This window comes from Chryseobacterium sp. AC417 (genome assembly GCF_979258215.1).
On the sequence record NZ_OZ409845.1, the window covers coordinates 249,006 to 268,052 of the forward strand.

The window sequence follows — 19,047 nt, forward strand, 5'->3', positions numbered from 1 at the left end:
CCAACTTCATAGAAATAGTCTTCTGTATATGTTTTATGAAGTTTTTCATGAGTTTTTTTAATGCATCTACAAAAGCATGTATAGATGAAAGGAACTTCTCCTCCCAGTCATATACTACTTTATAATAGGATTGAAGTTTTTCACATCTAACATAAACTCAATTTCTTCTTTGAAGATTTCCGCCGTTAATTTTAGTTCCTGAAGATCTTCGCTTGAAAATTTCTTCCGGTACTGAAATTCTTTAGAATGATTGGGATCAAAGAACCGGCATTGCACAAACCAATTTTTAGGAAATGCAGATCTGCTTGAAAGCGATTTGTAATTTTTTGGAGAAATGAAAATTGCTGAACGCGAACATCCATTCAAAAGTTTTTTTGCTTCTTGTTTCATGATGGCGAAATGTTAATAGTTACCTTTAAACATTTTCTGCCTTTGTTGAAGTATTTAAAAACTTCGGAAAGCCCATTGTGGGAAAGGCTTTCCGAGTTGAGCCAACTACGGGACTTGAACCCGTGACCTCTTCCTTACCAAGGAAGCACTCTACCGCTGAGCTAAGTCGGCATTAAAAGAAAAAAATCACGCTGTAAAAGAGTGATTTTTGAGCGGAAGACGAGGGTCGAACTCGCGACATTCAGCTTGGAAGGCTGACGCTCTACCAACTGAGCTACTTCCGCAATTTTGTTTCCAAAATTATTGGTAAACGCTATACAAATTTGAGAAGAAAACTTTTTAAACTTGTACATTTTTTCTAATATAAAATGTGGGGAGAGCAGGATTCGAACCTGCGAAGCCGAAGCAACTGAGTTACAGTCAGTCCCATTTAGCCACTCTGGAATCTCCCCAGATATTTTATATTAAATTGAGCCTCCAGAGGGACTCGAACCCACGACCTGCTGATTACAAATCAGCTGCTCTAGCCAACTGAGCTATGGAGGCAATTTAATAAAAACTGAAAGCTATCAGAGAAACTCTACTCTGTGCTGCATCAGCAGTTAAAAAAAATCACGCCAATATGGTGTGAAATTGAGCGGAAGACGAGGGTCGAACTCGCGACATTCAGCTTGGAAGGCTGACGCTCTACCAACTGAGCTACTTCCGCAATTTTGTTTCCAAAATCATTGGTAAACGCTGTGCAAACTTAGGAAAATCCTTTTAAATCTGCAAGTCTTTTTTTTTATATAAAATGTGGGGAGAGCAGGATTCGAACCTGCGAAGCCGAAGCAACTGAGTTACAGTCAGTCCCATTTAGCCACTCTGGAATCTCCCCAGATATTTTATATTAAATTGAGCCTCCAGAGGGACTCGAACCCACGACCTGCTGATTACAAATCAGCTGCTCTAGCCAGCTGAGCTACGGAGGCAAATAAAAAAGATTTCAAAAAACGATTGTTCCTTTTTGCGAGTGCAAATATAGAACAGATTTTTTGAAATCTCAAACTTTTTTATAAACTTTTTATAATTTATTTTCTAAGCTAATTCTTTTTTCTTGATTAACAGTTTCTTAGCCGCATCAACACATTGATCTAAACTATCTTCAAAAGTTGTACTTGTCTTTTTTACAACAATATCGTCACCCGGAACGACTAGGATAAGCTCCGTTGTCTTATTGGCTTTGTCTGAATTATTTTCTACTTTCAAGAATACTTTGCATTCCTGAAGCTTGTCGTAAAACGTATTAAGCTTACTTACTTTTTTGTCAACATGCGACTCTAATGGTTCGTGTGGAGTTAAGCCGATTGCTTGTACTGAAATCTTCATAATTCTTCTTTTTTAACAGCTCTTGGATGAGCTTGATTAAACACTTTTTTCAACTGTTCTATATTAGCATTCGTGTACACCTGAGTGCTTGCGAGACTAGAATGCCCTAATATTTCTTTTACTTTAGATATCTCTGCCCCATTATCCAAAACATGTGTAGCAAAGCTATGTCTCAGGATATGTGGACTTCTTTTTTGCTTAGAAGTAACAAGACTAAGGTACTTATTAACCACTACATAAACAAATTTTTCTGTCAGTTTTTTACCCTTTTTGTTGACAAAGAAATATTGTTTAAAATCTTCGTGAGGTCTTCTGATTTCCAAATAGCTTTTAAGTAGTTTCGCTAAGTCAGGAGAAATAGGAACATAACGTTCTTTATTTCCCTTACCCAGAATCTTCAATTGTTCTTCTTCGAGGTTTACACTCTCAAATATTAAGCCACAAAGTTCAGCTTTTCTGATTCCTGTTTGATATAAAACCTCAACAATGCATTTTTCTAAAATATCGTCAACATTGACAAGAATCTCATCCTGAAGCACCTCCATTTCCTCCATAGACATGGGAATTTGTTTCTCTGCATAAAATTTAAGGGAATTGACAGTTTCCACAGGAGAAACTTCTATTTCGCCTAATCTTAAAAGAAATAAATAAAAACTGCGGAGTGAGGACAACTTGCGATTGATACTTCTTTTTGAAATATCATTCTCACTAAGTTCAACGATAAAATTTCTGATTATTTTTTTATCGGCTTTGACAATATTTTCAGAGCCTTCCGTTTTAAGATAAAAGGAGTAAAAATCATCAAGATCTTTACGGTAACTTGTAATGGTATGAGGCGAATACCTCTTTTCGAGCTGTAGATAGTCTAAAAACTTCTCTCGCATAATGTATATATAAAACAAAAATCACTCCTCAAATATAACTATTTAAGAAGTGATTTAGTATGTGTTTAAGAAAATTCCTTAAGCTTGTTCTTCCTTGCTTAATCCTCTTTGCTTATAAGCTGCTTTCAGCCTAGATTGTCTAAGAGTTACAGAAGGCTTGATAAAAGCTTGTCTAGATCTTAATTGACGAACTGTACCAGTCTTATCAAATTTTCTCTTGTATTTTTTCAGTGCTCTATCGATGGATTCACCATCTTTTACAGGTATTATTAACATAATTTACATCTCATTTTGGATTGCAAAAGTATAACTTTTTTCTTGATAAGCAAATTATTTTAAACTAAAAATGAGATTAATTTTTCAAATTTCCTAAAAGCAACTTTAATATGAATTCAATTTAAAGAAATATTGTATCTTTGTTGCTACTAAAACATGGGGTTGACTGGTTTCGACAGCAAGACCAATGGGTAAGTAAGCATGCAGAGAACCGTAGTGCAATCTCTTTAATCCCTTGCTACAAACTTTTAACTGGCAACGAAGAGTTCGCTCTTGCAGCTTAATCCGAATAAAGTAAGATTCAAGCGCTTTCCCGAAGATAGTAAGGAAGCAAGATGTCTCACAAATGCTCTGTTCTGCGGCGTTTGATTCTGAGATATAGTAATGCAGAAATAAGGTTTTAGACGCTTCGGCTAAAACTCGAAAACCTCAGAAGATAAGCTGGAAGTTGGGTGTTTACTCTCTGCCTCCAGTCGAAAATCAATAGTAAAATAAGCATGTAGAAATCTTATGTATTGCTTGTTTGGACGAGGGTTCGAATCCCTCCAACTCCACTTTCAAGATTAAAGAGAATTTGTAAATTATTGAATTTTAAATAATTACATTTTCTCTTTTTTACTTTTGTACCCAAAGTTGTACCCAAATTTTTGAAATGAAATTTTTTAATCTGCTGGAATTTAATTAAACTATAATGCGGTAGGTTTCCATTGCTTTACGGTTGATGTCTGAAAGCTGGGGCTCTCCGCCTATTTTCAGTTCGGAAGTTTTCCTTACCTGCATCAGGTATTTTCTGCGTTATTTCTAATCTTACCGTTTCTTCCAGCTCCTGTTCAGCACTCTAATTGATAACAATTCTTCTATTTTTAATTACTTGTAAGAATCATTAAACTCGTCTTTTGTTTTAAAAACCCTAATACTATCCGTTGGTACAGGATGATTATTTAACAATACTTCAAAAGTACTATTGTCAGGAGCTATCTTAAATTCCAGCTTGGCATGGTTGCCTGCTTTTTTAAAAACTTCGTTGGTCTTTTCCCAATTAAAGTATGCATACCCCGTATATTGCTGATTTCCGGATGTTTCCCATGTGAAATTCAATTCTTTGGGGATGGCTCGTTTTTCATAAGATACCTCATTGATCCAGAGACGGTAAAACACTTCTTCTTCTCCGTTGTAAAAATCCATCCACATTCGGAACATTCTCAACCCTCTGTTTTCTGAAGTGAAAACGGGGGCATACATATATTTTGCCCTATAGTTTTCCCATTCTTGCGGAGAAGCATTGGGGATAGCCAATTCTTTTTTTTCTTCTTCAAAACGATTTGGACTGATACGGTAGGTTTTAAGATATTTTTCTTTTATTCTTACAATATCTTCCTTATTGTTTAATACTTCTGCTTGATAACGTCCTAATTCTATCTGCACTCCTGCCCCGAAACGCAACCATACCACTACCATCCCTTTGGGAGCAAAACCAAAAACGAGGGTGCTAAAGCTGTTGTAAGGACTTCGGGGGAAGGCAAATTCTTCGGATCTCCCCAATCTTTTGTATTTTTCTAGTGGTTCTTTATGAAATTCCAGGAGTGCTTCGCCGTTGGCATACGCTCGTTCCATATAATCTTTTATGGTTTCTACAGGAAAATCTACATTAAGCCGGTAAAAAGCATCTTCATATCCTGCATAGTAGGTAATATCAGCTCCTGTAGGTGTGCCGTGCTGCTCGGTCCAACGTGAACCAGATTGCCCCCAATCTCCGGAAGTACCACCATAAGACAACCCTGCAGGGCTGCCTTCTAAAGTTTTAATACGATCTGATACAAATTCTATTTCATATTTATTTGCTGGAGCGCATATTTCTACATGAAATTCAGGTGTTTTATTCATTTCTTGGCAGTAAATTAAATTGGTAAATACTAATAAATAGAGTAGAATTTTTAATTTATCCATTTTGTATGTGTCTTTTCCGGTTTTTAGCTTCTAACGCCCCTTCTTTCTTTGGAGCATTGTTTTGGGATTTGGCTCCCAACCCAATTTGGTTGGCTTTTACCGACCAATGCAGGTATTGGTGGCGAAGGTCTTTTAGGTCTTGCTCTTCTACAAAATCAAGATACGATATTTTTTTTATTTCTGCCAAGTATGCTGCAGCCGAAGGGTTTTCTCCTTTTATATATTTCTCTACATATTGGTTTCGGAGATCATTGCATGCATTCATATAGCGAATAAGTTGGTTGTTAATACGGGTTAATAAGTCGCCTTGTATTTTATGGTTATCAAGACCTTTCTGTAAATACTTTACACCACCCGTTTTTTCATCTTGCGAATAATGAAACATTTGCCTGATCCTGAGTTTGTTGTCTCAATCTGATACGGTCATTTGGCTTTATCTTCCTGCCACAGGAATTGTACTCTTATTTTTTTATTTTCTTTATGATCAAGTTTTTTTTAAAAACTGTAAATAGTAAGTAAGAATAAATAAGGGAAAAAATGCCAAAAACAAACGAACGGCAATTCCTATTTTGAATTCTATAAACCTACTTGGATCAACAAAGAAGAACTCAAATAATAAAATAATCGTAAACATAATTATCGGAATAACAAAATACATTTTCCTTTTATCTTTAAATAGATAAATAGATAAAGTAGAGATATTTAGGAGGATATAAGATAAACCTATTAAAACTGTAGGTAAAGCACCAATGTTTCCTTCAAATCCGAAAAAATCTAACTGAGAAAGATAGATTAATATTATACCGCCAATAAAAAAATTACCTATAAAGTAAATTTTATATCTAAACCATATATAAAGTGTAATTACTAATAAAATTATTGCTAATACAATTTGAAAAACATTTATCTCCATTTTATTTAAATTTTATTATAAAATAATCCTCATCATATGTTTCATATTGATACCACTTTCCATTAGGTTTTTTATGGATTTTCGTATTTCCATGATGTGTTTCCTGCCCATCATTAGTAGTCGTACCAAGATTTTCTTTGATATATTTTTTTGTATTTTGAACAACAACTCTTGCATTACCTAGATATTCAGTATTATACACAGCGTCTGCTGATGCTAAAACTCTTCCAGGTTTAGAATAAAATACAGGAATATATACTTCTTGTTTCTTTCTAAATTTTGCAATTTCATAATCTATAATTCCTTTCATAGAGCATTTGTTTTCTTTTGCAAATTATACCATTTGTTTAAATAAAGTAATATTCAATTTATTATGATCTAATTTAAATCTAACTGAAATAATCCAAGCTAAGTTTTTCACATAACATAAGTACCATTCTGGTCTCATATAAATTAAGTCAGGATATCCAGCATCTGTTTGCATATGGTCTAATGTAAAATAACCTTCCGTTCCATACATGATAAATTTATCTTCACCGGGTTTATTAAAATAAATTTCTTTTAAATATTGTTTCAAAGTACGTCCATACATAGATTTCTTTTGATAATCTTCATTTGTTAAGAATGCATACCCATATTTATCTATATAATAATTTATAAATTTAATCCAAGGCTCCACATCATCACTCAATTTTTTCCCTCCTTGTCCTTTCCAACTTTCTATTGCTTTTTCAGCATTTTCAGGTTTGTGTTTCAAATCATATGAAACTAAATCAACTGGTTTTATATTATCAAATTTGGTATGAGCATAAGTGTCACCAAACCGGTGTAATAATTCTCCTAACTTATTTATCGTCTTTTTATGAATTTCTTCTTTCGAATCACCCTTCACATAAACTTCTTTTATGTATAAAAATTTTAATGCTGTTAAAAGTTCTTCTGTTCCATGAAATCCTCCTGTTAATGAATGTATTTCTTTTTGATCAGAAGGATACCCCCAAGTTTGATCAATTTCAAAGTCAGTTTTGCTATGTACATCTGTATCGGGATCTTCAGTTGCAATAGCTAATTCTTCTGCACTTGCTTCTGCCATCCCTAGCATTAAACAGACTAAATAAACCGTACTGTAATGTCCATCTGTTTCATAAAAAAACACATTTTCTTTATAGGGCTCTTCCTTCTTTTTATCTGTAATCTCATAATTACCTACTGAATTTCCTGTGTCTCCCTTTATATATGTTTTTTCATTACTCTTTATCTTCAGTTTTTCCTTTTTGGAATCTATTATAATCTTATCAGATTTTAATTTGAACTGTTTGCTGATTTCTCTAAAATTACCACTACCACCCATATTTTAATGAAAGTTTGAGTTTTCTCCAGAGTTTATTTGTACTGTTTTTGCTGATTTAACTTGCACATTTTCTTTTAGAGCATATAATTCTATTTTTTCTGCCTGCTTTGTATAATCCTTAGCTTCTTTGGTGATCTTATCACTCGCTACATTTGTAATATTCGCCGCCATCAGAGAATAATCTGCAACCGCATTCTGCATCATCATGGCTCCGGCAAAACTAGAATGGTTTACTCCAGCAGTTTCAGAAATGTTCATCCCTGCATTGGATGTAATATTCATGTCTGCCGTAATTGTTACATTTTCTCCCGCCGTAAACGTCATATTCTTTGGCGCATTCACATTAATATTTCCCTGTCCATCCATTAGATACGTATTTCCACTCGGATCTTCAATGAAAACAGAACCTTCAGCATCATTCAGAATAATCTTGGTTCCGCTGCGTGTGTGAATAACTTTTTTATCGTTGCCAGAAGTATGGTATGAACTCGTTTCAGAACCATTATAATGCGTTCCCATCACAAAAGGTTTCTCAGCATTCTGAGATTCGTGGCTTACCAGAACTTCCTCACCAATTTCAGGAATAAAATGAAAACCTTTGCCTGATCCTGAGTGTGGTTGTATCAGTCTGATCAAAGGGGTTTTCTGTCCTTTATCTTCCTGCCATGGGAATTGCACTCGGATTGGGACATCATAAAATTTAATCACACGAGTTACAAATTTTACCTAAATAGATTTCGGAAACAATAAAATTTGAGGCAATAAAAACTATAAGTAAAAAAATCAATACATAAATAATTTTTGTAAAAAAAATATTGTATTTAAATTTCAAAAAAAATAACAGCGAAAAAATAGAAATAAAAAAAGGCATAAAATCAATTAATAAATTGAATAAATCTAGCTCATAAGTTAAAGAAGAATAGCCATTAACTAACCACTTTATAAATATTCCTAATTCATTTCCATTGATAAAAGTATTACATTTAATCAAAATAAAATAAATAATAATTGAAATAAATATATTTAAGACTATCTTTTTTTTATACATAATATTTTAATAAAATAATACCTGCTGTACATAATTCATTCTTATCTTCTCCCATACTAATAGTAAACTTTCCATTTTCAAAAAGCATAGAAGAATCACTTCCGTCGAAAAAAACTCCATATTTACATTTCTGTTTAATAAAATAATCTCTAATACTGCCTAAAGAAGGACCTTTAATTCCATCTGCTTGAATGCCTAAGATTACTTTAGAATCTGAAATCCCAATGCATGTTTTACCTTTTACATATCCTGATTCTTTATCTTTCATGTCAAATTGTGAAAATTTTTTCGAACTTCTTTGAATAAGATTTATTTTATATTCTTTTGAAGGCTCTCCTGTAAGAGGAGCCTTGTCGGAAGTTCCGTTTTTATATTTATTTATTCCACCATAGGGCAAATCATTAATAATTAATGGTCCTATATCACCAAATGCTGCTGTAGGAAAATCTTTAGATTGAGGATCTCCTATACCCATTTTAAAAGCTTTTCTCAAGTCAGAATCTTTAAAAACAATATCCCTTATGAAAGAAATGTAATATCCCTCTTTGGCAGATTTTCCAGAAGTTATGTAACCGTTTTTATAAATTAATCCTAAATTAGTTGTTTCTTCAACGGGAACGGGATCTTTACCATTTTGTGCATCCAAAATTCCCGAATAAGAAACATCATACCAATTGGCGTTTATAATATAAATATCTGCTTTGATCTTCTTTTTGATCAGGTCTTTTAATATTTCATTATAAGAATTTTTGACCGTGGTTGAAAATAACTCTTCTTTATTCCTAATAAGAGGATATATTGCAATATTACCTTTCAATTCCCTTAATTCAATGTTTGCCATAATTAATTTTCCAAAGTATCAACTATCCATTCTTTCATCTTCTTTTCATCAGGTGTATTAGAAAATTTTTTTTCAATCTCTTCAATGCATGTTATTAGCCTATAATAGCCATCGTGTTCTAACCTGTCTTTGATATGTGTTTTGAACTTTAGACTTGACATATCAATATCTTTCAAAAATTCTTTCAATATATCCAATTGATTATTAATTGAATCTTTATAGTCTTGAAAACAAACACAATTTGATAATTTATCTAAAGATTGATATAAGTTTTCATTTACTTTAAAAAATGTTGTTCCATAAAACGAAATATTTTCAGGTATCAAATATAATTTTCCATTTAAACTAATCCAATTATCGTCGATAACTTTACCTGAAAGACATATTGTATCTCCTGTTTTTATAGGTTCGTCTAATTTCTCAATTACTGAAATTATATTTGTTTCAGTGGAAATTTTATTAGGCTTAAACTTTATTTTTTTAGGTTTTAGATTTTGCTCTTTAGGTTTTTCTGGCTCTCCATAAAAACTCCATCTTTGCATTCTGTATTACCTTTTTATTAGAGTGAAATTCTATATTATCTTTTGCGAAGATTTTATATTTTCCGCCAGTTATTTTGGTAATATTACCTCCTACAATTCTTGTTCTGCTCATAACTTAATGGCTATTAGATTTTTCAGCAGAATTATTTTGAACTTGCGTTTGGGAGTGAATTTCTGTATGGTCTTCACTTTGGCTTACAGATTTTCCTCCGCTTGTTTCTTGCCGTTCTTTTTTACTTTCACTATGCACATCACCTTCAATTATCTCCATTAATTTTCCGGTAATAAAATGGCTTTCATTTCCTGCGACAGTACTTACATAGTTTACGCCAACAGTTTGAGTATAATTCAAAGTAGCGGAAGTAAAAATATTCATCCCAGCACTTACATTCACATTTTCTCCTGCGGTAATGTTTATGGATTTTCCGGCAGTAAAATTCATGTCATTCGGCGCATTCACATTGATATTTCCCTGTCCATCCATCAAATACGTATTCCCGCTCGGATCTTCAATGAAAACACTTCCTTGCGCATCATTCAAAATAATTTTAGTTTCGCTTCGGGTTCTTATTACTTTTAGATCGTTTCCTCGGTGTGATAACCGCTTGTTTCGCTGCCGTTGTAGTGCGTGCCTGCAATAAAAGGCTTTTCTGCATTTTGGGATTCAAAATCGACTAAGACTTCTTCGTTGAGCTCGGGGATGAGATTAAAATAGAGTATTAAACTTTTGTATCAAAAAAGAATAAGCTCCATACTACTATTTTAATCTGTTTTTGGACATCCTATAACTAATCTTGCCCCTCTTTCTTCCTGGCTACCTTTAAACATTGCTGCTAACATGTATATGTATCCTTTACCAGAATAGCCTATAGGTCTTGGAACAATAAAAAAATTTTCTAATTTTTCTTTGTGCCAAGTTTTCCCTCTGTCTTCACTCCAAATATAGCTTGAATATGGCGTTCCATATAGCTCTGCAAAATAGAAATCACCATATGTTGTAACATAATACCCATCAGGAAGATTGACTAGTTCCTTTTTATCAATATAATATATCGATATCTTATTTTTTTCTAAATCTTTACTTACTAAACTCAAATATGTAGCTCCTGTTTTAGCATCTTTTGTTAAAGTTTCTATTTTCATTTCTTCGGGAACAGGGATTTTTGTCATAACTTTTTTTTCATTCAATTTCATATTGTATTCGATAAGATTATTATTTTCAACAAATAAAATAATATTTTCAGATTGAAAAACGTACCCTAAATCAAATTGCTCCGATTGAAGATTAAACTCTTCCCAACTTTTTCCTTCATCATTTGTATATAAATATGTTGATTTGTCCTTATAGAGACAGATTATCCCAGCTTTTTCTGAATAGAAATTCATATCATATAAATCTTCATTATCAAAGTCTTTAACTTTTTTCCAACTTTCTCCAAAGTCTTTGGATAAAAAAAGAGAAGAAGATATTTTATTTGCCCCATCAACAAAATTCCGGTCTTTTAATACTACAAATAAATTTTTCCCTGCAAAATATCCTTCAGATATTGTCCCTTTACCTAAAGTTATTTTATAAAAAGTTTTCCCGAAATCTAAACTTCTATATATTACAGAATTTTTATTATCTGGGTTTTCTCCACTATCATCCCCTAACAGAAAAAAAATATCTTTATTGTAGGTTATTATTTGATTAAACTCATACCTATTTAATGCATCAAAATAAGTGTTAAAAGGTTTTTCTCCCTGTATTTTATTAAAATCTATTATTTTCCATTCCATTTTTGATTCTTTATGAGTTTGACAAGAATTTACATTTACAGCGAAAATAAGTATACATAGTGATACTATTCTATTTAAAAATTTCATCCCAGTAATTTTTAAAATTATTTTTTGTTCCTTCTACTATTTCTTTGGTATCTTTTTTCAATTGTTCCCACGAAGAATTAGTTACACTTCCATAATCCATATTTTTTGCCATAATCCATGCCTGTTCCCAAGTTTCTGCTCCCATCCACTCTTTCATCTCCGGAGTCAAAAGAATACGTATTAAATCTTGAACAGGAAGCTTTGACATTTCATATGGATTATATGCATCTGGGTGAGTGGCAAAGGCAAATAATTGAAATTTAGAGTTATTAAGTTCTATGTTTGTATAAAATATACTTATTTTTTTTGGAGGTTTGATAGGAGTAACTCCATTAGCTTGGGTTAAGCCATTTTTAATATTATATGATTTATTATAAATAGAAATATAATTTTTATTTACAACTCCCTGCTCCATATAATCTTGTAGCTTTAGTTTTGCTTTTTTTAGCCAATCTTTTCCTGCATCAGTAAGCTTTGGCATCAATTCGTCAGTAAATGCTGTACAATATTTATAGCCGTAACTTCCGCAAGGTGAAGGAATTACAGTTTTATTACCTTTTACATATTGTGGAAGCACATTATCCTTCTTTAGCCTTTGTCTTTCAGCAGCCTCTATTTCCATGTGTCCATCAACATCTCCAAATATGCTAAGTCGCATTTTAGCTAAAACTTTTAGACGTATTATAGATTTTTCATATTCGGATAATTTTCCTTTGTCCTTTACATTTCTAAGAGGACCATAATAATATACAGGAGGAGTATGCAAGCAATCCGGGTGTCGCTTCATAAAATTTTTGAAACGGTCTACATAATAATCACATGTTCCTTTACCTATTGGAATAGGTTCATAATTACATGTTTTCTTATCATGCCCCTTGGGTTTTTCCGGTTCTCCATATATGACCCCTCCTTCTTTCCCAACCTGTATAACTTTGGAACCAATATTTTCAATTTCATCTTTAGAATATACTTTATAGTTTCCTCCAGTTATCTTAGTAATGTTACCTTTTACAATCCTAGTTCTACTCATAATTTTAATTTTAAAAATTATTTCCTTTTTCTGAACTATTATTTTTCACACTTTTATCAGAATGATGTTCATGAGTTCCCGAACTTTGTGAAATTATTTTACCTTCACTTATTTCATTTCGTTCTTTTTTAGTCTCAGTATGCACATCACCCTTAATTATTTCTGTGAGTTTTCCAGTAATGAACATACTCGCATCGCCAACACAGAAGTCATTTTCATCATTCCTACAGTTTCGCTATTGTTCATCCCAATGCTGTCGGATTTGTTCATTCCTACAGTAGTGATCATATTCATTCCGGCTGTCATAGTAATGTTTTCTCCTGCATTTAATGTAAAGTTTTTAGGCGCATTCACATTGATATTTCCCTGTCCATCCATCAAATACGTATTTCCACTCGGATCTTCAATGAAAACACTTCCTTCCGCATCATTCAGAATAATTTTAGTTCCGCTTCGTGTGTGGATTACTTTCTTGTCATTTCCGCTTGTATGGTACGAACTGGTTTCAGAACCATTATAATGCGTTCCCATCACAAAAGGTTTTTCTGCATTCTGGGATTCGTGGCTTATAACTAAAAAACAGCCTAAATCAATTATTAAGATACTCTTCTGTTTCTCTTTTTATAACCTTTCCTGTAATACCATCCAAAGTAATAATTTCTACCAAATCTGGACGTTTTAAACGTTCTATCTTCCAAATAGGCTTATCATTCTCTATTTTTCTGGAAATGGTGTTGTGCCAACCGTTTTGGGAAATGGGTCCTTTTTTTACTTCAATATTTTTTGTTTCACAGAACATCAAAATATCCTCAAATGTAAACTTGAAAGGCTTGTCATAGTCGATTTCTTTTACCAAATTGCCTTGCTCGTCAAATTCGTACCAAACGCCTTTTTTTAATCCCCCCCAAACATTTGAAGCTATTCCCTTATATTTAATATTCCCAGAAATAAAATAATCTTTAACAATCTTAAAATATGAATCTTTTGGAGTTTCATAATATGCTGAACCAGATTTAACTCTAATCATTTCAATATATGTCCCATTTTCTAGTTTTATTGATACTATATTAGAATTATTGCGATTAATACTATTGTATCTTACTGAATCAAACTTTTCAAATTTATTATCGATTTGAGAAATCATTAGTCTATTTTTTTGAGCGTTACACGAAATATTTAATATCAATATAATTAAAAAATAATATTTTTTCATATGTTGATTATTTTTGAGTTTGCTTTTTGCCATTGCCATTTCCAGAGACTGTATCTGCCCTTCCCTAAATTATGAGAATAATCCATAACATTTTCAGTCATTCCATAAATATAAGTATATTCGGCATTAGAATCTGCAACAGAGTTGGTGAAACTATGAGGAATCCCTTTAGTATGAAGAAATTCATGGGTGGGAGTTTCGTTACTTTTTCCTGAAAAGAGAACTACAAAATCGGATATGGCGTACCCATTAAGCCCTTTATAAGCCCCTGATTTTCTTTTCTCACAACCCTTTTCTCCTAAATAGAAAGCTACAAAATGTTTGCTGTATTTATATTCATTTTCTCCTTTTGCCTTTAAATCTCCTTTTAGTTTACCATTAAGGTAGAAAACAAGATTAAGGTATCCCGGAGCATGAGCAGCAGGAATTAGGCTTTCATCCTCATAATATGCCAGTATTTTTGAGCCGTCCACATATTTTCCACCCGGTTGCAGATTGGTATCTGAGGATAAATCTAAAGAATAGGTTTCAATATCTACTTGTATCAATGCCTGATTCAAATATTTTTCAAACAATTCTTTCTGACCGCTTGAATTACCAGAAGTTTTCCCATTAATATCTGTATCTATACTAACAAGCAACACCTTCGATTTTTTCCTTTTCGTAGCATCATTTGCCCATACATTTAGTTTTCCGGCTAACTGTTCAATTTCTTTTCCATCTTTATCTTTAGAAATTGCATACACCTCAATTGCCTGATCTGTAGAAAACTCTTCCAGACATTCTATCGTTACATAATCTTTGAGATCATGTTTTTCTTTGGACTTAGCAGTAATTTCCATGGGAGTTATAGCAAAGTGAGGATTTTCTTTAAACTTTAATGTTTCAGGTTCTGTATTCACTTCTACAATTAGGCTAAGCAAAGCTTTCGTATTACTAAAACCCGAAGCTATTACGTTACCCGTTTTATCCTTAATTTTTGTAGGATATAAAGAAAGCCACGAGCAAAAATAATCTTCCGGAGTTTTATCCTTTTTTTTCTTCCAAGGAATACTGTATACTCCATATTCGTTTCTCAATTTTGCAAACATATTTGATGATGTTTTAAAATAACCCCCGTATTCATTCTGATCTGCTTCTAATATATTGAAAGTAGAATCCTTATATTGCTCAGCAATTATATCCTCATAATAGGTGTCTCCAAAAGTGGTGGTTTCACCAAGACGCATCCAGTCAAAACCATAGTCTTCACCTTTCCAATTATTCTTTGGTCTGAAATAGACTACACATTTTGCAGGAAGTTCTATACCCGGAGCATGCTTTGGCGAGCTATAGCTTATTCCTTTTTCTACGCCGGTTTCTTTTATTTCTGTTGCAGAGTTATAAACAATATCAGATGTAGAATATATATTGTAATCTCCTTCTACTATTTCGGTTAGCTTTCCTCCAATGATCCGTATTCTGCTCATAAAAAATAGTTTTTAGTGAGATTTACTTTTTTCACCACTGTTATTCTGAACCTCGTTTTGGGCATGTTTTGTAATAGATGAGTTACTTGATGTCTCTACACCAGCATCATTATTAACTACCGTTTTTCCTTTCTTAGTTTCACTATGTACATCACCCTCAATTATTTCTGTTAGTTTTCCAGTAATAAACATACTTGCGTCCCCGACAACAGAAGTCATTTTCATCATTCCCACAGTTTGAGTATTATTCATACCAATGCTGCTAGATTTATTCATCCCGACAGTAGTAGTCATATTTTGACCAACATTAATGTTCATATTTTTTCCGGCAGTAAAAGTCATGTCATTGGGTGCATTCACATTAATATTTCCCTGTCCATCCATCAAATACGTATTCCCACTCGGATCTTCAATGAAAACAGAACCTTCTGCATCATTCAGAATGATCTTGGTTCCAGATCTTGTGTGAATTACTTTCTTATCATTGCCAGAAGTGTGGTAAGAACTCGTTTCACTCCCATTATAATGCGTTCCCATCACAAAAGGTTTCTCTGCATTTCTGGGATTCATGGCTTACCAATACTTCCTCACCAATTTCCGGAATAAAATGAAAACCTTTGCCTGATCCTGAATGTGGTTGTATCAGTCTGATCCATGGTGTTTTCTGTCCTTTATCTTCCTGCCACGGGAATTGTACCCGAACTCTTCCCATTCCCATCGGGTCGTTGTTGTCCATCACTCTTGCAGGCTGCTCTTCACCTTTAGGGACGGCTTCGGTATCGATGTAAGGGGAGGCATTGAATAAATCGGGGATTCCCACAAATTCGTTGTAATAATCACCCGGTTCATAAACGTGCTTGATTTCTATAATCCGGTAAGTTTCCATTGCTTTACCGTTGATATCCGAAAGCTGGGTTCTTCCACCTATTTTCAGTTCGGGAGTTTTACTTCTGCCTTTTACCTGCATCAGGTTCTCCCGCTTTTCTTTTTCCAACCGGACAGCTTCTGCCAATTGCCCTTCTGACCCTTTTTGGATTCCGGTATGGTTGAAGTGCATTTTTGGTTTTTTATTAAAAATGGTTTTCGAAGCAATGACCGCAATTGCCTGAAAAGGACTTTCTTTGAACTCGCTTTGTACACCATTGCTGTGTTTCTCTATTTTGGCTCCGCTCTGCGAGTCATACCCTGTGAAGGTAAATTCCTGTGCCTGCATCTGCATCTCAAATTCAACATCGATTAGGTCCATATTTTCCCTAAGCTTCAAAACAGGCTGTACCTGACCTCCGAAAACCAGCTTTTCACCGTTGTAATACAAATATTCTCCGTGACGAATGGCGAGTCTGCGGATAAACTGATAATCAGATTCTTTGTATTGAACAGTGTAAGGAATGGCTTTTTTGTTGTAAGCATTCAGATGATTGGAGTCTATCTCTACCCGGGCTTCCTCCGGATATTCTTCGTTAACTTGCTTGATGATCTGTTCAAGTGTTTTGTCTTCAAAACTTTGACAGTCTTTTCCGCTTTCTAACAAAATGCCTGGTGCAAATCCTGTAATGTGCAAATCTCCGTAACCGCCACCTTCGTCTTTTTTGTTGCGGATTTTTCCGATGATGCCTCTAAAATAATACCGGGATTCGCCAAAACGCCAATAGGTAATTCCTATTTCTTTTCCGAGTAATTTCCTGGAATTTTCCATTACATACCCTTTGAATGTGTCTAAAGCATCATCCGGAACGGTAATGGTAAAAGTATCGTGGTCATTGGTTTTCTGGTGAAGTTCTACTTCATAGCTGTTTTTTCTCAGAAATTCTTTTCCGTCTATGGTCAAAAGACAATAAACCATAGAGTTGGTTTTGTCGTGAAGCCAGTCTTGAAAAGAACGGCAAGTGCCGAATATAGAGGGATCGAGGTTTTCGCTTTCCATAATAACTTGTTTTTTAAGGTGTTGTTACTTTAATAGTGATGGTGTTTTATTTTTTTCAATGATCGACCTTTTGTTCTGACCATTTTAATCATAGAAGTTTGTCTTTAATTTCAGCACCTTCATAAAATCGGTGCTTTGTTAATAGCTGACTATGAAATTCTACCCTTCCCATTATTGTTTTTAAGTTTTATTCAATCCACTGTTTTTCGTGCATAGCTCCGTTGACGTTGAATTTCTTGGCAATCAGCCGCATCTCTATCTGAAGGGGCTGTTCGTTATTGCCATTAAACTGCTCTGTGAACTCAATACAATATGCTTTTTCAAAGTTCAGCTCCTGAAGTTTACTCATTGCATCTCTTCGATAAAAAATTATTTTTCCGTTTTTCAACTGATTGTGATCCAGCATCCATGCTAAAAGTTCAGGGTTTCCCGTACTTTCAATTTTGATGATAATATCTCCGCCTTTGGGCATTCCTTTCGGTTTTCCGGTTCCGTCTATAGGTTGAACGAAATTGTATTTACATTCCAGGATATTGTAGGTTTCTCCGTCTAATTCTAGTTTTGATAAAAATGACATAGATATAAAGTTATAAATGATTAGTGATGAATGATCAATGATGAGAGATAAAGAATGGAGTTTTTATGATGAAATAGATCGTCTGTTTTATCTCTTCTTACTCTTCAAACACGTCTTCATCTTTATTCTGAAAAAAAGCAAAAAAATGGGCAATTCTATATTACCCATTTTCCTTACATCTGTGATTTATACCCACTCATTTTCATAAGCTCCGGCTCCCATCTCTAATTTTCTTGCAGAAATGATGAAATTTTCCGTAAGTGGATTATCTCCCGATGCATCAAACTTCTCTTTGTGTTTTACCAGATAGGCTTCTGTGAATTTCAGTTCTTTTAACGTAGCCTCACTGTCTCTTTTGTAGAAAACCACACTGCCGTCTTTTCTCTCGAACGAATTGGTCATCCATTCGAATAAATCTGTTTCGCCGGTACTTTCTACTGTTATTTCGATTTTCCCGCCTCTCGTAATGGTAGATGGTCTTCCTGTAGCATCTGTTTCCTGGAATAAACCATAGTTCACGTTTAATACATTGTAGTTTTTTCCTGCTACTTTTAATATGGATTTAAATGACATAATTGTAAAATTTTAATTGTTGTAAATAGAATTTGTTTTTAAAAAATCTTTAACCCTAATAAACTTATAAGTCATAAGGACACGATTGAAATCAAGCAATTCAATCCCTATTTATACAATAAGATTAGTTTGACAGGATTAAAGAGTCTTATGAGTTGGTTGATGTATAAGGATTATACCCACTCGTTGGTGTGCTTCGCATGTCCTAACTCGATTTCTTTTGCTGAAAGAACAAAAGTTTCCGTTAATGGGTTGTCCCCTGATGCATCAAAGTTTTCAGTGTATTTTACGATGTAAGCTTCTTTGAATTTAAGCTCCTTCAGCGTAGCATCACTGTCTCTTTTCACAAATCTTACAATTCCGTCTTTTCTCTCAAATGAATTGGTCATCCACTCGAAAAGATCAGTCTCGCCTGTACCTTCTACCGTAATAAAGATTTTCCCGCCTCGGGTAACAGAAGATGGTCTTCCGGTTTTGTCGGTTTCCTGTAGCATTGCGTATTCTACAGATAGTACGTTACGCTTTTTTCCTGCGTACTCTAAAATGGTTTTAAATGACATAATAAATATATTTAAAATTTAACTTTTACTACTACCAAAAATGGAATATATTCTGATCTGTGTTTTTTCTTCATCATTTGTATTTTTTACATCAAACCAATATGGAATATATATCCTAAGGATATTTAAAATAATTCTAACATTTTGCCGTCTTATAGAAATATTTATAAAACAAATGTAAAAATATTTTTCAATCCTGCAAATAGTTTAAAATGCTTTTTATTTAATTAATCTATAGTAAATCAATTTGTTACAAATAAATATTCGCAAAATTG

The 19,047-nt window shown here is 33.5% G+C and carries 24 protein-coding genes, 7 tRNA genes and 1 other RNA gene; 1 reads left to right on the forward strand and 31 read right to left on the reverse strand.

Translation table 11 applies throughout. The features are described 5' to 3' along the window. Positions 1-114: 114 nt before the first annotated feature. The 11 genes from ACZZ9T_RS01195 to rpsU all read right to left on the reverse strand — a co-directional run bounded on the left by ACZZ9T_RS01195 (position 115) and on the right by rpsU (position 2,918). Entirely contained in the window at positions 115-390 is a 276-nt protein-coding gene (locus tag ACZZ9T_RS01195) for a hypothetical protein (RefSeq protein ID WP_463440586.1), read from the reverse strand. A gap of 99 nt (positions 391-489) precedes the next feature. Continuing rightward, positions 490-561 (reverse strand) — tRNA-Thr (locus ACZZ9T_RS01200). Positions 562-601: 40 nt separating this feature from the next. Beyond that, positions 602-674 (reverse strand) — tRNA-Gly (locus tag ACZZ9T_RS01205). Positions 675-761: 87 nt separating this feature from the next. Next, positions 762-842 (reverse strand) — tRNA-Tyr (locus ACZZ9T_RS01210). Between the two features lie 20 nt (positions 843-862). Beyond that, positions 863-936: transfer RNA gene (locus tag ACZZ9T_RS01215), tRNA-Thr, on the reverse strand. A 90-nt stretch (positions 937-1,026) separates the two neighbouring features. Further along, positions 1,027-1,099 (reverse strand) — tRNA-Gly (locus ACZZ9T_RS01220). A gap of 87 nt (positions 1,100-1,186) precedes the next feature. Beyond that, a tRNA-Tyr gene (locus ACZZ9T_RS01225) sits at positions 1,187-1,267 on the reverse strand. A gap of 20 nt (positions 1,268-1,287) precedes the next feature. Then, positions 1,288-1,361, reverse strand: a tRNA-Thr gene (locus ACZZ9T_RS01230). Between the two features lie 106 nt (positions 1,362-1,467). Then, the gene (locus tag ACZZ9T_RS01235) at positions 1,468-1,758 is read right to left on the reverse strand and encodes an HPF/RaiA family ribosome-associated protein (protein WP_463429605.1); all 291 of its coding nucleotides are present in this window, start codon (positions 1,756-1,758) and stop codon (positions 1,468-1,470) included. Then, a complete protein-coding gene (locus ACZZ9T_RS01240; RefSeq protein WP_463440587.1) occupies positions 1,755-2,642 on the reverse strand; it encodes a tyrosine-type recombinase/integrase in 888 nt (295 codons plus the stop codon). Before ACZZ9T_RS01240 ends, ACZZ9T_RS01235 begins: the two co-directional genes overlap by 4 nt. 78 nt (positions 2,643-2,720) lie before the next feature. Then, complete coding sequence (gene rpsU / locus ACZZ9T_RS01245) at positions 2,721-2,918, reverse strand: 30S ribosomal protein S21 (protein WP_034723363.1); 198 nt, start codon at positions 2,916-2,918, stop codon at positions 2,721-2,723. 158 nt (positions 2,919-3,076) lie between these two features. Between rpsU and ssrA the strand changes: the two genes are divergently transcribed. Next, positions 3,077-3,475, forward strand: a transfer-messenger RNA (tmRNA) gene (gene ssrA / locus ACZZ9T_RS01250). A 310-nt stretch (positions 3,476-3,785) separates the two neighbouring features. Here ssrA and ACZZ9T_RS01255 read toward each other — a convergent pair. The 20 genes from ACZZ9T_RS01255 to tssD (ACZZ9T_RS01350) all read right to left on the reverse strand — a co-directional run bounded on the left by ACZZ9T_RS01255 (position 3,786) and on the right by tssD (ACZZ9T_RS01350) (position 18,772). Next, positions 3,786-4,802, reverse strand: coding sequence for a DUF2931 family protein (locus tag ACZZ9T_RS01255; protein ID WP_463440588.1), 1,017 nt, complete (start codon positions 4,800-4,802; stop codon positions 3,786-3,788). A 55-nt stretch (positions 4,803-4,857) separates the two neighbouring features. Continuing rightward, positions 4,858-5,130, reverse strand: coding sequence for a hypothetical protein (locus ACZZ9T_RS01260; RefSeq protein ID WP_463440589.1), 273 nt, complete (start codon positions 5,128-5,130; stop codon positions 4,858-4,860). Positions 5,131-5,349: 219 nt separating this feature from the next. Then, the gene (locus ACZZ9T_RS01265) at positions 5,350-5,778 is read right to left on the reverse strand and encodes a hypothetical protein (RefSeq protein WP_463440590.1); all 429 of its coding nucleotides are present in this window, start codon (positions 5,776-5,778) and stop codon (positions 5,350-5,352) included. A 1-nt stretch (position 5,779) separates the two neighbouring features. After that, on the reverse strand, positions 5,780-6,088 hold the full coding sequence (locus ACZZ9T_RS01270) for a hypothetical protein (RefSeq protein ID WP_463440591.1): 309 nt from the start codon (positions 6,086-6,088) through the stop codon (positions 5,780-5,782). A gap of 24 nt (positions 6,089-6,112) precedes the next feature. Beyond that, entirely contained in the window at positions 6,113-7,129 is a 1,017-nt protein-coding gene (locus ACZZ9T_RS01275) for a hypothetical protein (RefSeq protein ID WP_463440592.1), read from the reverse strand. 3 nt (positions 7,130-7,132) lie between these two features. Next, positions 7,133-7,837, reverse strand: a complete 705-nt coding sequence (locus ACZZ9T_RS01280) for a phage baseplate assembly protein V (RefSeq protein WP_463440593.1) — start codon at positions 7,835-7,837, stop codon at positions 7,133-7,135. Positions 7,838-8,169: 332 nt separating this feature from the next. Then, on the reverse strand, positions 8,170-9,018 hold the full coding sequence (locus ACZZ9T_RS01285) for a hypothetical protein (protein ID WP_463440594.1): 849 nt from the start codon (positions 9,016-9,018) through the stop codon (positions 8,170-8,172). Between the two features lie 2 nt (positions 9,019-9,020). Continuing rightward, complete coding sequence (locus ACZZ9T_RS01290; RefSeq protein ID WP_463440595.1) at positions 9,021-9,560, reverse strand: hypothetical protein; 540 nt, start codon at positions 9,558-9,560, stop codon at positions 9,021-9,023. Beyond that, positions 9,520-9,672, reverse strand: a complete 153-nt coding sequence (locus tag ACZZ9T_RS01295; RefSeq protein ID WP_463440596.1) for a hypothetical protein — start codon at positions 9,670-9,672, stop codon at positions 9,520-9,522. The genes ACZZ9T_RS01290 and ACZZ9T_RS01295 overlap by 41 nt, the downstream gene beginning before the upstream one ends. A 3-nt stretch (positions 9,673-9,675) precedes the next feature. Then, a complete protein-coding gene (locus tag ACZZ9T_RS01300) occupies positions 9,676-10,101 on the reverse strand; it encodes a bacteriophage T4 gp5 trimerisation domain-containing protein (protein WP_463440597.1) in 426 nt (141 codons plus the stop codon). 221 nt (positions 10,102-10,322) lie between these two features. Beyond that, positions 10,323-11,339, reverse strand: coding sequence for a WD40/YVTN/BNR-like repeat-containing protein (locus ACZZ9T_RS01305; RefSeq protein WP_463440598.1), 1,017 nt, complete (start codon positions 11,337-11,339; stop codon positions 10,323-10,325). 70 nt (positions 11,340-11,409) lie between these two features. Beyond that, positions 11,410-12,456, reverse strand: a complete 1,047-nt coding sequence (locus ACZZ9T_RS01310; protein WP_463440599.1) for a hypothetical protein — start codon at positions 12,454-12,456, stop codon at positions 11,410-11,412. A gap of 156 nt (positions 12,457-12,612) precedes the next feature. Further along, the gene (locus tag ACZZ9T_RS01315) at positions 12,613-12,987 is read right to left on the reverse strand and encodes a hypothetical protein (RefSeq protein ID WP_463433505.1); all 375 of its coding nucleotides are present in this window, start codon (positions 12,985-12,987) and stop codon (positions 12,613-12,615) included. Positions 12,988-13,045: 58 nt separating this feature from the next. Then, positions 13,046-13,600 (reverse strand): hypothetical protein, encoded by a 555-nt coding sequence (locus tag ACZZ9T_RS01320; RefSeq protein WP_463440600.1) that lies wholly within the window; start codon positions 13,598-13,600, stop codon positions 13,046-13,048. Between the two features lie 65 nt (positions 13,601-13,665). Continuing rightward, on the reverse strand, positions 13,666-15,138 hold the full coding sequence (locus tag ACZZ9T_RS01325; protein WP_463440601.1) for a zinc metalloprotease: 1,473 nt from the start codon (positions 15,136-15,138) through the stop codon (positions 13,666-13,668). Between the two features lie 12 nt (positions 15,139-15,150). Next, a complete protein-coding gene (locus tag ACZZ9T_RS01330; protein WP_463440602.1) occupies positions 15,151-15,708 on the reverse strand; it encodes a bacteriophage T4 gp5 trimerisation domain-containing protein in 558 nt (185 codons plus the stop codon). After that, positions 15,659-17,062 (reverse strand): contractile injection system protein, VgrG/Pvc8 family, encoded by a 1,404-nt coding sequence (locus tag ACZZ9T_RS01335; protein ID WP_463440603.1) that lies wholly within the window; start codon positions 17,060-17,062, stop codon positions 15,659-15,661. The genes ACZZ9T_RS01330 and ACZZ9T_RS01335 overlap by 50 nt, the downstream gene beginning before the upstream one ends. 187 nt (positions 17,063-17,249) lie before the next feature. After that, entirely contained in the window at positions 17,250-17,639 is a 390-nt protein-coding gene (tssD, locus tag ACZZ9T_RS01340; protein WP_463440604.1) for a type VI secretion system tube protein TssD, read from the reverse strand. 186 nt (positions 17,640-17,825) lie between these two features. Next, entirely contained in the window at positions 17,826-18,212 is a 387-nt protein-coding gene (tssD, locus tag ACZZ9T_RS01345; protein ID WP_463429630.1) for a type VI secretion system tube protein TssD, read from the reverse strand. A gap of 173 nt (positions 18,213-18,385) precedes the next feature. After that, complete coding sequence (gene tssD / locus ACZZ9T_RS01350) at positions 18,386-18,772, reverse strand: type VI secretion system tube protein TssD (RefSeq protein WP_463429631.1); 387 nt, start codon at positions 18,770-18,772, stop codon at positions 18,386-18,388. Positions 18,773-19,047: the final 275 nt, after the last annotated feature.

Excerpts from the sequence above, each read along its gene's own strand:
- ACZZ9T_RS01195 (WP_463440586.1), bottom strand. The coding sequence starts at position 390 with ATGAAACAAGAAGCAAAAAAACTTTTGAATGGATGTTCGCGTTCAGCA.
- ACZZ9T_RS01235 (WP_463429605.1), bottom strand. The coding sequence starts at position 1,758 with ATGAAGATTTCAGTACAAGCAATCGGCTTAACTCCACACGAACCATTA.
- ACZZ9T_RS01240 (WP_463440587.1), bottom strand. The coding sequence starts at position 2,642 with ATGCGAGAGAAGTTTTTAGACTATCTACAGCTCGAAAAGAGGTATTCG.
- rpsU (WP_034723363.1), bottom strand. The coding sequence starts at position 2,918 with ATGTTAATAATACCTGTAAAAGATGGTGAATCCATCGATAGAGCACTG.
- ACZZ9T_RS01255 (WP_463440588.1), bottom strand. The coding sequence starts at position 4,802 with ATGAATAAAACACCTGAATTTCATGTAGAAATATGCGCTCCAGCAAAT.
- ACZZ9T_RS01260 (WP_463440589.1), bottom strand. The coding sequence starts at position 5,130 with ATGAATGCATGCAATGATCTCCGAAACCAATATGTAGAGAAATATATA.
- ACZZ9T_RS01265 (WP_463440590.1), bottom strand. The coding sequence starts at position 5,778 with ATGGAGATAAATGTTTTTCAAATTGTATTAGCAATAATTTTATTAGTA.
- ACZZ9T_RS01270 (WP_463440591.1), bottom strand. The coding sequence starts at position 6,088 with ATGAAAGGAATTATAGATTATGAAATTGCAAAATTTAGAAAGAAACAA.
- ACZZ9T_RS01275 (WP_463440592.1), bottom strand. The coding sequence starts at position 7,129 with ATGGGTGGTAGTGGTAATTTTAGAGAAATCAGCAAACAGTTCAAATTA.
- ACZZ9T_RS01285 (WP_463440594.1), bottom strand. The coding sequence starts at position 9,018 with ATGGCAAACATTGAATTAAGGGAATTGAAAGGTAATATTGCAATATAT.
- ACZZ9T_RS01290 (WP_463440595.1), bottom strand. The coding sequence starts at position 9,560 with ATGCAAAGATGGAGTTTTTATGGAGAGCCAGAAAAACCTAAAGAGCAA.
- ACZZ9T_RS01295 (WP_463440596.1), bottom strand. The coding sequence starts at position 9,672 with ATGAGCAGAACAAGAATTGTAGGAGGTAATATTACCAAAATAACTGGC.
- ACZZ9T_RS01305 (WP_463440598.1), bottom strand. The coding sequence starts at position 11,339 with ATGGAATGGAAAATAATAGATTTTAATAAAATACAGGGAGAAAAACCT.
- ACZZ9T_RS01310 (WP_463440599.1), bottom strand. The coding sequence starts at position 12,456 with ATGAGTAGAACTAGGATTGTAAAAGGTAACATTACTAAGATAACTGGA.
- ACZZ9T_RS01315 (WP_463433505.1), bottom strand. The coding sequence starts at position 12,987 with ATGGGAACGCATTATAATGGTTCTGAAACCAGTTCGTACCATACAAGC.
- ACZZ9T_RS01320 (WP_463440600.1), bottom strand. The coding sequence starts at position 13,600 with ATGATTTCTCAAATCGATAATAAATTTGAAAAGTTTGATTCAGTAAGA.
- ACZZ9T_RS01325 (WP_463440601.1), bottom strand. The coding sequence starts at position 15,138 with ATGAGCAGAATACGGATCATTGGAGGAAAGCTAACCGAAATAGTAGAA.
- ACZZ9T_RS01330 (WP_463440602.1), bottom strand. The coding sequence starts at position 15,708 with ATGAATCCCAGAAATGCAGAGAAACCTTTTGTGATGGGAACGCATTAT.
- ACZZ9T_RS01335 (WP_463440603.1), bottom strand. The coding sequence starts at position 17,062 with ATGGAAAGCGAAAACCTCGATCCCTCTATATTCGGCACTTGCCGTTCT.
- tssD (WP_463440604.1), bottom strand. The coding sequence starts at position 17,639 with ATGTCATTTTTATCAAAACTAGAATTAGACGGAGAAACCTACAATATC.
- tssD (WP_463429630.1), bottom strand. The coding sequence starts at position 18,212 with ATGTCATTTAAATCCATATTAAAAGTAGCAGGAAAAAACTACAATGTA.
- tssD (WP_463429631.1), bottom strand. The coding sequence starts at position 18,772 with ATGTCATTTAAAACCATTTTAGAGTACGCAGGAAAAAAGCGTAACGTA.